Consider the following 13,473-nt stretch of genomic DNA (forward strand, 5'->3'; position numbering starts at 1 on the left):
GCCACCGCGAGCCGTGCGCGCCCGGCTACGCTGCGGGCAGGAAACCGATCATCCGGTGGGCTCCAGGAGGCTTGCATGGCATGGACGTGGCGGTTCGAGAAGGCCGACGGCACGGAGGTCGAGCCGGTGGTGACCCCCGAGGAGTTCACCACCCAGGGCGACGCGGAGAGCTGGATCGGCGAGAACTGGCGTGACCTCCTCGGCGGGGGCGCGGACCAGGTGACGCTGTCGGAGGACGGGACGAAGATCTACGGCCCGATGCCTCTGAACGCGGAGGGCTGAGGCCCGGAACGGCGCCCTGCCGGCGCCAGAGGCCCGCACCCCTGCGCACCGTCGCCAGGGGGTGCGGGTCAGGGCGCGGAACGCGCACGCGCCTCCGTCAGCCCCGTACCCCGCAGAGGTGCAGCAGCGCCGCCACCCGCCGGTACGGATCCGTGCGTCCGGCCCGGTCCTCGGCGGCGAGCAGCCGGTCCAGTTCGTCGGCGGCGGGAAGGCCCGCGTCGGCGGGGACGTCGTCCGTGAAGACCCGCACCCCGTACCAGGCGTGCAGCGGCGCCGCGATCCCCGCGAGCGTCGCCGTGAGCGAGTCGAGCCGGTCGGCCCGCACCTTCACGCCGTTGTCGTCCGTGTAGACGTCGGAGTCGAAGGCGGCGAGCGCCCCCGACCAGTCCCCGGCGAGCCCCGGCCGCATGGACAGGGCCTCCGCGTTCCGCACCACCAGGGACAGCAGCCCGCCGGGGGCCAGCATCCGGGCCAGGCCCGCGAGCAGCGCGTCGGGCTCGTCCGCGTACATCAGCACTCCGTGGCAGAGCACCACGTCGAAGCTGCCGGGCAGGAAGTGGACGCCGGTCTCGCGTCCGTCGCCCTCGATCATCCGGACCCGCTCGCGGATCCCGGCGGGCTCCGTCGCCAGCGACTCACGGGCCGCCTTCAGGAGGTCGGGGTCTGCCTCGAGACCGGTCACGGTGTGTCCGGCCCGGGCGAGGCGCAGGGCCTGGGTGCCCTGCCCCATGCCCGCGTCGAGGATCCGCAGCCGCTGCCCCACCGGGTAGCGGCCGGTTATCTGCTCGTCGAGCTGACGGGCGACGACCTCCTGCCGGATGGTGTCGCGCAGCCCGCCGGGACCGGCGGGCCAGTGGGCGACGACGGGCAGCACCGGGGCGCCCTCACCGAACGCACGAGCGCCCGACTCCGAACTGTCGGCGCTCAGGGCCGCTCTCCGCGCTTGACCTGCGGCTTCGGCAGACGCAGTCGGCGCATCTGGAGCGTGCGCATCAGGCCGTAGGCGATGGCACCGCGCTTCGGCTCGTTCGGGAAGCGCTCGTTCAGCTGCTTCCGCAGACGGATCCAGATGCCGATCGAGTCGATGACGATCAGGACGATCACACCGAGCCACAGCAGCAGGGAGATGTTCTGGAGCGACCGGTTGGCGTTGCCGAACAGCGACAGCACGAGGATCACCACGGCCATCGGCAGGAAGAACTCGGCGATCGCGAAGCGCGAGTCGACGTAGTCGCGCACGAAGCGGCGGACCGGGCCCTTGTCGCGGGCGGGCAGATAGCGCTCGTCACCGCTGGCGAGCGCCTCGCGCTGCCGGGCCAGGTCCGAGCGGCGTGCCTCGCGCTGGCGCTTGGCGGCCTCCTTGCGGTCGGTCGGCACCGTCGCGGCGCGGCGGCGCTGGGACTGCGCGTCGCTCCGCTTCGGGGTCGGGCGGCCCTTGGGGGCCTCGGGGTCGCGGGGCTGCTTGGTGGAGAGGTCCGCCGTCACCTTGTCGGTGGGGGCCTTCTCGTCCTTCGAACGGCTACGGAACACAAAACCCAAGGGTACGGGGTGGTGGGCATGAACCCCATGCCGGGCGGGAACGATCCGCTAACGGACTGCGTCTTCGGGCGTACGTACGGAGGACGGGCGCGGTCTTCCCCTGAGATCCCTCTACTCCCTGCGCGGGAGGGAACACCGCGCACAGTCGTCCTTGGGGAGGAGCGCATCCCGCTCCGAACAGTGCGGTAATGGAGACAGGGCCCGTAGTGTGGATCCTGTTGAAGAGCTGGAGCCGAGTCCGTCAGAAGGGGGCGCGCGAAGCCCATGAGCGGTGTCATGAAGCGTATGGGGATGATCTTCCGCGCGAAGGCGAACAAGGCCCTTGACCGGGCCGAGGATCCGCGCGAGACGCTCGATTACTCCTACCAGAAGCAGCTGGAGCTGCTGCAGAAGGTGCGGCGCGGCGTCGCCGACGTCGCCACCTCCCGCAAGCGGCTCGAACTCCAGCTGAACCAGCTGCAGGGCCAGTCCGCGAAGCTGGAGGACCAGGGCCGCAAGGCGCTGGCGCTCGGCCGCGAGGACCTGGCGCGCGAGGCGCTGTCCCGGCGGGCCGCGCTCCAGCAGCAGGTCAGCGACCTGGAGGTGCAGCACCAGACGCTGCAGGGCGAGGAGGAGAAGCTCACGCTCGCCGCCCAGCGCCTCCAGGCCAAGGTGGACGCCTTCCGCACCAAGAAGGAGACCATCAAGGCGACCTACACGGCGGCCCAGGCGCAGACCCGGATCGCCGAGTCCTTCTCCGGCATCTCGGAGGAGATGAGCGACGTCGGTCTCGCCATCCAGCGGGCCGAGGACAAGACCGCCCAGCTCCAGGCGCGCGCCGGCGCGATCGACGAGCTGCTCGCGTCCGGCGCGCTCGACGACCAGTCGGGCCTGGCCAAGGACGACATCCAGGCGGAGCTCGACCGGCTCTCCGGCGGCACGGACGTCGAGCTGGAGCTCCAGCGCATGAAGGCCGAGCTGGCCGGCGGCCCCTCGGCGCAGCAGCAGGCCATCGAGGGCGGTGGCGCGGCCGCGCCGCAGGACCGCACCCAGCAGCAGTCCCACCCGCGCTTCGAGAAGTAGGCGACAGACAGGACGCGTCATGATCGTACGGATCATGGGGGAGGGTCAGTGGAAGCTGGCCGACAGCCACCTCGTCGAGCTGAACAGGCTGGACGACGAGCTGCTCGATGAGATGGAGTCGGGGGACGAGGACGGGTTCCGGCGCACGCTCGGCGCCCTCCTCGACGCCGTCCGCCGACTCGGCTCGCCGCTGCCGGACGAGGCGCTGGAGCCGTCCGAGCTGATCCTCCCGTCCCCGGACGCGAGCCTGGACGAGGTGCGGGCGCTGCTCTCGGACGACGGCCTGATCCCCGGCTGACGGCCGGCGTCCCCTGCGGGCGGGCGTCCCGCACGGGGCCGCCCCCGGGCCGAAGTCCGCCGGGGAGGAACGCCTGCCCCCGACGGGGGGTCGCACCGCCCCGTACCGTGGACTCCCGTGACCCCCACCGGCACCCCCTACACCCGCCTCCGCGACCGCTTCCGCGCGCACCCGCTCGCCTTCGACGCGACGATCGCCGCGGGCGCGCTGGTCGCCATGGTCGCCGGGTCCTTCACCGACCCGCACGGCAGCCCGGACGGGCCGACGTTCGGGGAGCACGTGCCCGACGCGTCGAGCGTGCTGATCATGATCCTGGGGGCGGCCGCCCTCGTGATGCGACGGCGCAGACCCTTCGCGGTGCTCGCCTTCACCGTGTCGATCACCCTGATCGAGCTCGTCGACGACAACCGGCCCGCTCCCATCGCGATGAGCGCCGTCGTCGCGCTCTTCACGGTCGCCGCCCGGACCGACCGGCCCACCACCTGGCGGGTCGGTCTCGTCACGATGACCGTGCTCACGGTCGCGGCCATGGCCTTCGGGCCGACCCCCTGGTACGCGCAGGAGAACCTCGGCGTGTTCGCCTGGACCGGGATGGCGGCGGCCGCCGGGGACGCCGTCCGCAGCCGCCGGGCCTTCGTCGACGCGATCCGGGAGCGGGCCGAACGGGCCGAACGGACCCGGGAGGAGGAGGCGGGGCGCCGGGTCGCCGAGGAGCGGCTGCGGATCGCCCGGGACCTCCACGACGTCGTCGCCCACCACATCGCCCTGGTGAACGTGCAGGCCGGCGTCGCCGCCCACGTCATGGACAAGCGCCCCGACCAGGCCAAGGAGGCCCTCGCGCACGTCCGCGAGGCCAGCCGCTCCGCCCTGGACGAGCTGCGCGCCACCGTCGGGCTGCTGCGCCAGTCCGGCGACCCCGAGGCCCCCACGGAGCCCGCGCCGGGCCTCGCGGTCCTCGACGGGCTGCTCGACAGCTTCCGCAAGGCCGGCCTCCCGGTGGCCCTGGCCCGCGCCGACGAGGGCCTGACGCTCCCGGCGACCGTCGACCTCGCCGCGTACCGGATCGTGCAGGAGGCCCTGACCAACGTGCGCAAGCACGCGGGGCCGGACGCGAAGGCCGAGGTGAGCATCGTCCGGGTGGGCCGCACCGTCGAGATCACCGTCCTCGACAACGGCACCCCCAGGACCGTTCCGCCGCAGGCCGTCGCGGAGCCCCCGGTCGGCGGCCACGGGCTGCTCGGCATGCGCGAGCGGGTCGGCGCGCTCGGCGGCACCCTCACCGCCGCGCCCCGGTACGGCGGCGGCTTCCGCGTCCAGGCGATACTGCCGGTGACGTCCCGCACGGGGGAGGACCGCGCATGACCATCCGCGTACTGCTCGCCGACGACCAGGCCCTGCTCCGCAGCGCCTTCAAGGTCCTGGTGGACTCGGAGCCCGACATGGAGGTCGTGGGGGAGGCGCCCGACGGCGCCGAGGCGGTCGCGCTCGCCCGCTCCGTCCGGCCCGACGTCGTCCTCATGGACATCCGCATGCCGGGCACCGACGGCCTCGCCGCCACCCGGATGATCACGGCCGACCCCGAGCTGGCGGACGTACGGATCGTCATGCTGACCACCTTCGAGGTCGACGAGTACGTCGTGCAGTCGCTGCGCGCCGGAGCCTCCGGCTTCCTCGGCAAGGGGGCCGAACCGGAGGAGCTGCTGGGCGCGATCCGGATCGCGCACGCCGGCGAGGCGCTGCTCTCCCCGGCCGCCACCAAAGGGCTGATCGCCACCTTCCTCGCGCAGGGTTCCGGCCAGGACACGACGGGCGGGGGAGGCGACGCCCGCACCGAGCGGCTCGCCGCGCTCACCGCCCGGGAGCGCGAGGTCCTCGTCCTCGTCGCGGGCGGCCTCTCCAACGACGAGATCGCCGAGCGGCTCGACGTCAGCCCGCTCACCGTGAAGACGCACGTCAACCGGACCATGGCCAAGCTCGGCGCCCGCGACCGGGCCCAGCTGGTGGTCACGGCCTACGAGTCGGGTCTCGTACGCCCTCGGGTGGAGTAGGCGCGTACTCCAGACGCGGTATGCGCGAGATAAGGAAGTGGACCCGGGGGCCGAGGACTTCCGGCCGCGGATGGCAGATCGTATGGAGGGGGGGCGCCTCCGGCGGATCCAGCGGGTCCGGGCCGGGGTCTTGGCTGCTCCCGCCCGCCGACGAGTACGCCACAGAAGAGAGACCCCATGTCCTGGCTGTCCAGATTCAGCCTCGCGCAACGGGCCCTGATCGGGCTGATGTCCATCGTCGCGATCGTGTTCGGCGCGATCGCGATCCCGCAGCTGAAGCAGCAGCTGTTCCCGTCGATCGAGCTGCCCATGGTCTCGGTCCTCGCCCCCTACCAGGGCGCCTCTCCCGATGTGGTCGAGAAGCAGGTCGTCGAGCCGCTCGAGGACAACCTGAAGGCCGTCGACGGCCTGAAGTCGGTCACGTCCACGGCCTCCGAGGGCATGGCCGTCGTCATGGCGTCCTTCGACTACGGCGACGAGTCGACGAAGCAGCTCGTCGCCGACGTCCAGCAGGCGGTGAACCGCGCCCGCGCGCAGCTGCCCGACTCCGTCGACCCGCAGGTGATCGCCGGCTCGACGGACGACATGCCGACCGTCGTCCTCGCCGCCGCCTCGGACAAGGACCCGCAGGCACTCGCCGACCAGCTGGAGCGGACCGTCGTGCCCGCCCTGCAGGACATCGAGGGCGTCGGCCAGGTCACGGTCAGCGGCGTCCAGGACCTCCAGGTCTCCGTCACCCCGGACGAGCGGAAGCTCGCCGCGGCCGGGCTGAACACGATGAAGCTCGCCGAGGCCCTCCGCTCCGGCGGTGCCACCATGCCGGCGGGCGCCTTCTCGGAGGCCGGAAAGTCCCGCACGATCCAGGTCGGCGGCGGGTACACCTCGCTGCGGCAGATCGAGGACCTCCGCATCCCGGCGGCCGTGCCGGGCCGGGGCAAGGCGGTCCGCCTCGGCGACGTCGCCGCGGTGAAGCAGGAGGAGTCCCCGCGCACCTCGCTCACCCGGACGAACGGCAAGCCCAGCCTCGCCGTGTTCGCCACCATGGACAAGGACGGCAGCGCCGTCGCCATCTCAGACGCCGTCGAGGAGAAGCTCCCCGAGCTGCGCCGCGACCTCGGCGCGGGCGCCGAGCTGACCGTGGTCTCCGACCAGGGCCCGGCCGTCGCCAAGGCCGTCTCCGGTCTGACGACGGAGGGCGCCCTCGGTCTCGTCATGGCCGTCCTGGTGATCCTGGTCTTCCTCGCGTCGATCCGTTCGACCCTGGTGACCGCGGTCTCCATCCCGCTCTCGGTCGTCCTCGCCCTCATCGTGCTGTGGACCCGTGACCTCTCGCTCAACATGCTGACGCTCGGCGCGCTCACCATCGCCATCGGCCGGGTCGTCGACGACTCGATCGTGGTCCTGGAGAACATCAAGCGGCACCTGGGGTACGGCGAGGAGCGCCAGAGCGCGATCCTCACGGCGGTCCGCGAGGTGGCGGGCGCCGTCACCTCCTCGACCCTCACCACCGTCGCCGTGTTCCTGCCGATCGGTCTGACCGGCGGCATGATCGGCGAGCTGTTCGGCTCGTTCTCGCTGACGGTCACGGCGGCCCTGCTCGCCTCGCTGCTCGTCTCGCTGACCGTGGTCCCGGTGCTGTCGTACTGGTTCCTGCGCGCCCCCAAGGGCACCTCGGAGGACCTGGCGGAGGCCCGCCGCGTCGCCGAGGAGAAGGAGGAGAAGAGCCGCCTCCAGCGGATGTACGTGCCGGTCCTGCGCTTCGCGACCCGGCGCCGGTTCATGAGCCTGGCCATCGCGCTCGTCGTCCTGGTCGTCACCTTCGGCATGGCCCCACTCCTGAAGACGAACTTCTTCGACCAGGGCGAGCAGGAGGTGCTCAACATCCAGCAGGAGCTGGCGCCGGGCACCAGCCTGAGCGCCTCGGACGAGGCCGCGAGGAAGATCGAGAAGGTCCTCGCGGAGACCGAGGGCGTCAAGGACTACCAGGTCACCGTCGGTTCCTCCGGCTTCATGGCGGCCTTCGGCGGCGGCACCGGCTCCAACCAGGCCTCGTACAAGGTGAGCCTGGAGGACTCCGGCTCGTACGAGAAGACCCGCGACGCCATCGAGAAGGGCCTCGGCGCCCTCGACGGCATCGGCGACACCACCATCGCGGCGGGCGACGGCTTCGGCTCGGGCGACCTGCGCGTGATCGTGAAGGCCGCCGACGCGGAGGTCCTCAAGAAGGCCTCCGAGCAGGTCCGCACCGCGATCGCCGGGCTCAAGGACGTCACCGACGTCCAGAGCGACCTCTCCCAGTCCGTCCCGCGGATCTCGGTGAAGGCGAACGCCAAGGCGGCCGACGCCGGCTTCGACACCGCCTCGCTCGGCGCGATCGTCGCCCAGTCCGTCCGGGGCACCCCGGCGGCGAAGGCGATCCTCGACGACAGCGAGCGCGACGTCCTCATCACCTCGGCGCACCCGGCCACCACCCTGGCCGCGCTCAGGGCGCTGCCGCTCGGCCCGGTGAAGCTGGGCGACATCGCCACCGTCGAGCTGGTCCCCGGCCCGGTCTCGATGACCCGGATCGACGGCGCCCGCGCCGCGACGATCACGGCCAAGCCGACCGGCGACAACACCGGTGCGGTGAGCGCCGCCCTGCAGTCCGAGATCAGCGCGCTCGACCTGCCGGAGGGCGCCACGGCGACCATCGGCGGTGTCTCCGAGGACCAGGACGAGGCCTTCCTCAACCTGTTCCTGGCGATGCTCGCGGCCGTCGCGATCGTCTTCATGCTCCTGGTGGCGACCTTCCGGTCGCTCGTCCAGCCGCTGATCCTGCTGGTCTCGATCCCGTTCGCGGCGACCGGCGCGATCGGTCTGCTCGTGCTCACCGGCACGGCGATGGGCGTCCCGGCGATGATCGGCATGCTGATGCTCATCGGCATCGTCGTCACCAACGCGATCGTCCTGATCGACCTGATCAACCAGTACCGGGCGCAGGGTCTGGGTGTCGTCGAAGCGGTGATCGAGGGCGGCCGGCACCGGCTCCGCCCGATCCTGATGACCGCCCTGGCGACGATCTTCGCCCTGCTGCCGATGGCCCTGGGCGTGACCGGCGAGGGCGGCTTCATCGCCCAGCCGCTGGCCGTGGTGGTGATCGGCGGTCTGATCACCTCGACGCTGCTGACGCTGCTCCTCGTCCCGACGCTCTACGCGATGGTGGAGCTCCGCAAGGAGCGCCGCGCGAAGAAGAGGGCGGCGAAGAAGGGCGCGAAGGACGGCGAGGGGACGGTGATCCCCGAGCAGCCGGACGTCACCCCGCTCGACGCGAGCCTGCTGGACGCCCTGGACTGAGGTCCCGGGTGACGGACGGAAGGGGCGGCCCCACGATCACGTGGGGCCGCCCCTTCCGGCGTACGTACGGGAGAACCGTTACGGCAGGGCCAGCATCCGCTCCAGGGCGAGCTTGGCGAAGCTCTCGGTCTCCTTGTCGACCTGGATCTGGTTGACGAGGTTGCCCTCGGCCAGGGACTCCAGGGTCCACACCAGGTGGGGGAGGTCGATGCGGTTCATGGTCGAGCAGAAGCAGACCGTCTTGTCGAGGAAGACGATCTCCTTGCCCTGGTCGGCGTAACGGTTCGCCAGACGGCGGACCAGGTTCAGCTCGGTGCCGATCGCCCACGAGGAACCGGCCGGGGCCGCCTCCAGGGTGTTGATGATGTACTCGGTCGAGCCCACGTAGTCCGCGGCGGCGACGACCTCGTGCTTGCACTCGGGGTGGACGAGCACGTTCACGCCCGGGATCCGCTCGCGGACGTCGTTCACCGAGTCCAGCGAGAAGCGGCCGTGCACCGAGCAGTGGCCCCGCCACAGGATCATCTTGGCGGCACGCAGCTCCTCGACGGTGAGACCGCCGTTCGGCTTGTGCGGGTTGTAGAGCACGCAGTCGTCCAGGGACATGCCCATGTCGCGGACGGCGGTGTTGCGGCCCAGGTGCTGGTCCGGCAGGAAGAGCACCTTCTCGCCCTGCTCGAAGGCCCAGGCCAGGGCCCGCTCGGCGTTGGACGAGGTGCAGATCGTGCCCCCGTGCTTGCCGGTGAAGGCCTTGATGTCGGCCGAGGAGTTCATGTACGAGACGGGCACCACCTGGTCGGCGACGCCGGCCTCGGTCAGCACGTCCCAGCACTCGGCGACCTGCTCGGCGGTGGCCATGTCGGCCATCGAGCAGCCGGCCGCGAGGTCGGGCAGGACGACCTTCTGGTCGTCACCGGTGAGGATGTCGGCCGATTCGGCCATGAAGTGCACACCGCAGAAGACGATGTACTCCGCCTCCGGCTTGGCGGCGGCGTCGCGCGCGAGCTTGAAGGAGTCACCCGTCACGTCGGCGAACTGGATGACCTCGTCGCGCTGGTAGTGGTGGCCGAGCACGAAGACCTTGTCCCCGAGCTTCTCCTTCGCGGCGCGGGCGCGCTCCACGAGGTCCGGGTCGGAGGGCGACGGCAGATCGCCGGGACACTCCACTCCGCGCTCGCTCTTCGGGTCGGCTTCGCGACCGAGCAGGAGCAGGGCGAGCGGCGTCGGCTGCACATCCAGGGGCTGGGCGGTGGTCACGTCACGCACCCTTTCTTCGGGGTCTTCGGGAAACGCTTTTCGTCGAAATGACGCTATCTATCATAACCGCTTCACGTCAGAATGACGATGGCCATAGTGTCGATGTGACGAATTCGCTGTCCGCGCTCCTGGACAGGGTGTGCGAGCATGAAAGAGGGAAGACCCCACTCGGCCCGGAATGAATCCGGGGCACCGTCGGTTGCAACCGTCGGCAAGCAGTCTCCGTACACACCGGGAGAGAAGCAGATGTCCGTATCGGACGAGAAGACCACTGTCAGCGACGGCATCCTCCTGTCCGACGCCGCCGCGGCCAAGGTCAAGGCCCTCCTCGACCAGGAAGGCCGCGATGACCTGGCCCTGCGCGTCGCCGTTCAGCCCGGCGGCTGCTCCGGCCTGCGTTACCAGCTGTTCTTCGACGAGCGCTCGCTCGACGGCGACGTCGTGAAGGACTTCGACGGCGTCAAGGTCGTCACCGACCGCATGAGCGCCCCGTACCTCGGCGGCGCGTCGATCGACTTCGTCGACACCATCGAGAAGCAGGGCTTCACCATCGACAACCCGAACGCCACGGGCTCCTGCGCCTGCGGCGACTCGTTCAGCTAAGCCTGTACGAAGTGTGAGGGCGGCGGCCCCGGGGATCACCCCGGGGCCGCCGCCCTCACGCGCGTCCGGGGCCGCTCAGCGCCGGGGCACGGCCTGCCCGCTCGCCCCGTCGACCACGGTCCGGTCGCCCAGCGGGCCCTGCAGGGTGACGGTCAGCGTGATCTCCTTGGCGATCGCGGCGCACACCCGCCCGGGATCGGCCTTCTCGTCGATCCGCACCGTCACCTTCTCCGGCGTCTCCACGGCCTTCGCGGTGTACGTGCTGCACACCCCGCCCCAGAAGCTGACGGCCAGCTTCCGGCCCTCCTCCGCCGACCGGTACGACGTGATCTGCCGGACCGGCGCCGTGCCCTCGTCCGGAGGCGAGGGCTGCGCCGGGGGAGCCAGGTACGCGGGGGCGACCGCGGTCTCGACCACCGTGTACGGCGCCGCGTCCACCGGGTCCGCCGTGAACAGCCAGGAGGGCACGAGCACCCGCTCGCCGGCCACGTCCCGGGCCGCGAGACCGAACACCGCGGCGGTCACCGGGATCTCGGTCGGCGGCACCCTGTCCGCGATCGACCGGCAGGGCGCGGCGGGCTCGTCCTTGCCGTTCCCGTCGACCCCCGCACCCGCCGGCGGGTCCGTCGCGCAGCCGCCGATCCCGACCGGGCCCGTGCCCTTCGAGGCCTCGTTCAGCTCCGCGAGCGCCTTCGCCGCCCCGACCACCGGGTACGTGTCGCCCTTCACCGGCGCCTTGAGCGTCCCGCTCCCGGCGACCGCCCGGCCGTCCGGTCCGATGTGCAGCCCCGTCGACCAGCCGTAGGTCGGCAGCCCGCCCACCACCGGATCGGCGTTGACCACCCGCACCGAACCGTCCATGACCTGGCTCGCGGTCACCTTCGCGTCGTCCTGGCCGAGCGCCTTCAGGACCGGGACGGCCGCCGCCCTCGCCGCCGCCTCGCTCACCGGCGTACGGCCCGAAGCCGGTGGCTTCACCTCGCCCGGGGGCGGGCACGCGGAGCCCTTGAGGCAGGAGTCGCCGACCGGGCCGCCGTCGTACCAGGAGTACGTCCAGCTCCCGGGAGCCGCCTTCGCCACGTCCAGACGCGGACCCTGGCCGTCCTTCTCCGGCCGGATCGTCCAGACGTCCCCGACCAGCTCGGGCCGGCCCTCGATCCCGAGCGCATCCGCCAGCCTGGTCACCTCCGCCGAGGTGACCAGGCCCTCGGGCCGGTGGACCGCGGCCGAGGAGGGCCCTTGGGGGAGGGGGCCCTTGGATGTGTAGACCGTCCCGTTCGGGTCCGGCTCGCCCGGCGCGATCCCGGGTCCCGTCCCGTTCGGGTCCGGCTCGCCCGGCGCGATGCCGGGACCGCCGCCGCCGTCCCCGAGCCGCAGCGGCGGCGGGGCCGTCGCCTTCGCGTCGGCGACCTCGCCGCCCGCCCCGGACGTCGCGGCCCCGCCGGACCCCGTCGCCGCGACGGCCAGATAGACGCCGCCGCCCCCGGCGAGCAGCACGCCCGCCGCCACCGAGGCGGCGAGGACGTTCCGTCGCCTTCGTACGTTCTCCGTACCGCTCACCGCAACGCTCCCTCGTCTCGACCGGACGCCGATGGGACGGAGCGGACGGGCGGACGGTTCCCGTCCGTCAGCCGCCGTACTCGGCGGTGGCGTCGATCAGCCGGGCCGAGGCCGCCGGAACGACGACGCCGTGGATCGCCGCGGGGGAGACCGGTACGGGGTCGGGACCGGCCGGAGTCACCCAGTGCGGGGCCATCCGGGCGCCGTCCCCGCGCAGCTGGGCGAGGCTGAACTCGGACTCGTGTCGCTCACGAGGAGCGGGGTACGTGGTCATGGGCGCACCGTATGCACCCCACCGCTTCGTGGAAAAGCCCTACTCTGGGGTAGTTTCCACTGTTCGGCAGGGCGCGCCCCACCCGGTAGCGTGAACTGTCGCCCCTTTCGAGCGCCTCGCGCGCCCCTACCGAATTCGCAGGAGCACCCCGCCGTGCGTATCGCAGTCACCGGCTCCATCGCCACCGACCACCTCATGACCTTCCCCGGCCGGTTCGCCGACCAGCTGGTGGCCGACCAGCTCCACACGGTGTCCCTCTCCTTCCTCGTCGACAACCTCGACGTCCGCCGGGGCGGCGTCGGCCCCAACATCTGCTTCGGCATGGGTCAGCTGGGCGGCAACCCGATCCTCGTGGGCGCGGCCGGCTACGACTTCGACGAGTACCGGGCCTGGCTCGACCGGCACGGCGTCGACACCGGCTCGGTCCGGATCTCCGAGGTCCTGCACACCGCGCGCTTCGTGTGCACCACGGACAAGGACCACAACCAGATCGGCTCCTTCTACACCGGTGCCATGAGCGAGGCCCGGCTGATCGAGCTCAAGGCCGTCGCCGACCGCGTGGGCGGCCTCGACCTCGTCCTCATCGGCGCCGACGACCCCGAGGCCATGCTCCGCCACACGGAGGAGTGCAAGGCCCGCGGGATCCCCTTCGCCGCGGACTTCTCCCAGCAGATCGCGCGCATGGACGGCGAGGAGATCCGCACGCTCCTCGACGGTGCCGCCTACCTCTTCTCCAACGAGTACGAGAAGGGCCTCATCGAGTCCAAGACCGGCTGGACCGAGGCGGAGATCCTGTCCCGCGTCGGCCACCGCGTCACCACCCTCGGCTCGCGCGGCGTGCGCATCGAGCGCGTCGGCGAGGACCCCATCGAGGTCGGCTGCGCCGAGGAGACCGCCAAGGTCGACCCCACCGGCGTCGGCGACGCCTTCCGCGCGGGCTTCCTCACGGGCCTGGCGTGGGGCGTGGACCTGGAGCGGGCGGCGCAGGTGGGCTGCATGCTGGCGACGCTCGTCATCGAGACGCTGGGCACCCAGGAGTACACGCTGCGGCGGGCGAACTTCATGGAGCGCTTCACGAAGGCGTACGGCGAGGACGCGGCGACCGAGGTCCAGTCCCACCTCCTCTGACCCCACGCGGGGCGCGCGGCCGTCCCCGCGCGGCCCCGCGCCCGGGCGGGTCGGCACGCCCCCGCGTGCGCCCGCGCCCGGGCGGGGCG

At 72.0% G+C, this 13,473-nt stretch carries 13 protein-coding genes; 8 read left to right on the forward strand and 5 right to left on the reverse strand.

The genetic code is table 11. The features are described 5' to 3' along the window. Positions 1-75: 75 nt before the first annotated feature. The gene (locus ABTY59_RS12705) at positions 76-282 is read left to right on the forward strand and encodes a hypothetical protein (protein WP_352018929.1); all 207 of its coding nucleotides are present in this window, start codon (positions 76-78) and stop codon (positions 280-282) included. Positions 283-379: 97 nt separating this feature from the next. Here the strand turns inward: ABTY59_RS12705 and ABTY59_RS12710 are convergent, their stop codons facing one another. Both ABTY59_RS12710 and ABTY59_RS12715 read right to left on the reverse strand, forming a co-directional pair. After that, the gene (locus ABTY59_RS12710; RefSeq protein WP_352018930.1) at positions 380-1,156 is read right to left on the reverse strand and encodes a class I SAM-dependent methyltransferase; all 777 of its coding nucleotides are present in this window, start codon (positions 1,154-1,156) and stop codon (positions 380-382) included. Positions 1,157-1,206: 50 nt separating this feature from the next. After that, positions 1,207-1,812 (reverse strand): DUF3043 domain-containing protein, encoded by a 606-nt coding sequence (locus ABTY59_RS12715; protein ID WP_352018931.1) that lies wholly within the window; start codon positions 1,810-1,812, stop codon positions 1,207-1,209. Between the two features lie 273 nt (positions 1,813-2,085). Here ABTY59_RS12715 and ABTY59_RS12720 point away from each other — a divergent pair, with 273 nt between their 5' ends. From ABTY59_RS12720 to ABTY59_RS12740, 5 genes are all read left to right on the forward strand, one after another. Continuing rightward, a complete protein-coding gene (locus tag ABTY59_RS12720; protein WP_189802190.1) occupies positions 2,086-2,883 on the forward strand; it encodes a PspA/IM30 family protein in 798 nt (265 codons plus the stop codon). A gap of 19 nt (positions 2,884-2,902) precedes the next feature. Beyond that, positions 2,903-3,181 carry a PspA-associated protein PspAA gene (pspAA, locus tag ABTY59_RS12725; protein WP_352018932.1) on the forward strand — a complete coding sequence of 93 codons (279 nt, stop codon included), beginning with the start codon at positions 2,903-2,905 and terminating at the stop codon, positions 3,179-3,181. Positions 3,182-3,298: 117 nt separating this feature from the next. Beyond that, a complete protein-coding gene (locus tag ABTY59_RS12730) occupies positions 3,299-4,543 on the forward strand; it encodes a sensor histidine kinase (RefSeq protein WP_352018933.1) in 1,245 nt (414 codons plus the stop codon). Next, a complete protein-coding gene (locus ABTY59_RS12735) occupies positions 4,540-5,229 on the forward strand; it encodes a response regulator (protein WP_352018934.1) in 690 nt (229 codons plus the stop codon). Before ABTY59_RS12730 ends, ABTY59_RS12735 begins: the two co-directional genes overlap by 4 nt. Positions 5,230-5,406: 177 nt before the next feature. Further along, the gene (locus ABTY59_RS12740; RefSeq protein WP_352018935.1) at positions 5,407-8,562 is read left to right on the forward strand and encodes an efflux RND transporter permease subunit; all 3,156 of its coding nucleotides are present in this window, start codon (positions 5,407-5,409) and stop codon (positions 8,560-8,562) included. A 78-nt stretch (positions 8,563-8,640) separates the two neighbouring features. On the opposite strand, the gene nadA is transcribed toward ABTY59_RS12740, so the two are convergent. Next, a complete protein-coding gene (gene nadA / locus ABTY59_RS12745; protein ID WP_352018936.1) occupies positions 8,641-9,819 on the reverse strand; it encodes a quinolinate synthase NadA in 1,179 nt (392 codons plus the stop codon). Between the two features lie 246 nt (positions 9,820-10,065). Between nadA and ABTY59_RS12750 the strand changes: the two genes are divergently transcribed. After that, on the forward strand, positions 10,066-10,422 hold the full coding sequence (locus ABTY59_RS12750) for a HesB/IscA family protein (RefSeq protein ID WP_018848827.1): 357 nt from the start codon (positions 10,066-10,068) through the stop codon (positions 10,420-10,422). A gap of 75 nt (positions 10,423-10,497) precedes the next feature. Here the strand turns inward: ABTY59_RS12750 and ABTY59_RS12755 are convergent, their stop codons facing one another. Next, positions 10,498-11,982 carry a hypothetical protein gene (locus ABTY59_RS12755; protein ID WP_352018937.1) on the reverse strand — a complete coding sequence of 495 codons (1,485 nt, stop codon included), beginning with the start codon at positions 11,980-11,982 and terminating at the stop codon, positions 10,498-10,500. A 67-nt stretch (positions 11,983-12,049) separates the two neighbouring features. Then, positions 12,050-12,256, reverse strand: coding sequence for a hypothetical protein (locus ABTY59_RS12760; protein WP_352018938.1), 207 nt, complete (start codon positions 12,254-12,256; stop codon positions 12,050-12,052). 153 nt (positions 12,257-12,409) lie between these two features. On the opposite strand from ABTY59_RS12760, the gene ABTY59_RS12765 reads away from it, so the two are divergent. Beyond that, on the forward strand, positions 12,410-13,384 hold the full coding sequence (locus ABTY59_RS12765) for a carbohydrate kinase family protein (protein WP_352018939.1): 975 nt from the start codon (positions 12,410-12,412) through the stop codon (positions 13,382-13,384). The last annotated feature ends 89 nt before the right edge of the window (positions 13,385-13,473 follow it).

It is taken from the genome of Streptomyces sp. NPDC096079 (assembly GCF_040303145.1).
In the GTDB taxonomy this organism is placed as follows: domain Bacteria; phylum Actinomycetota; class Actinomycetes; order Streptomycetales; family Streptomycetaceae; genus Streptomyces.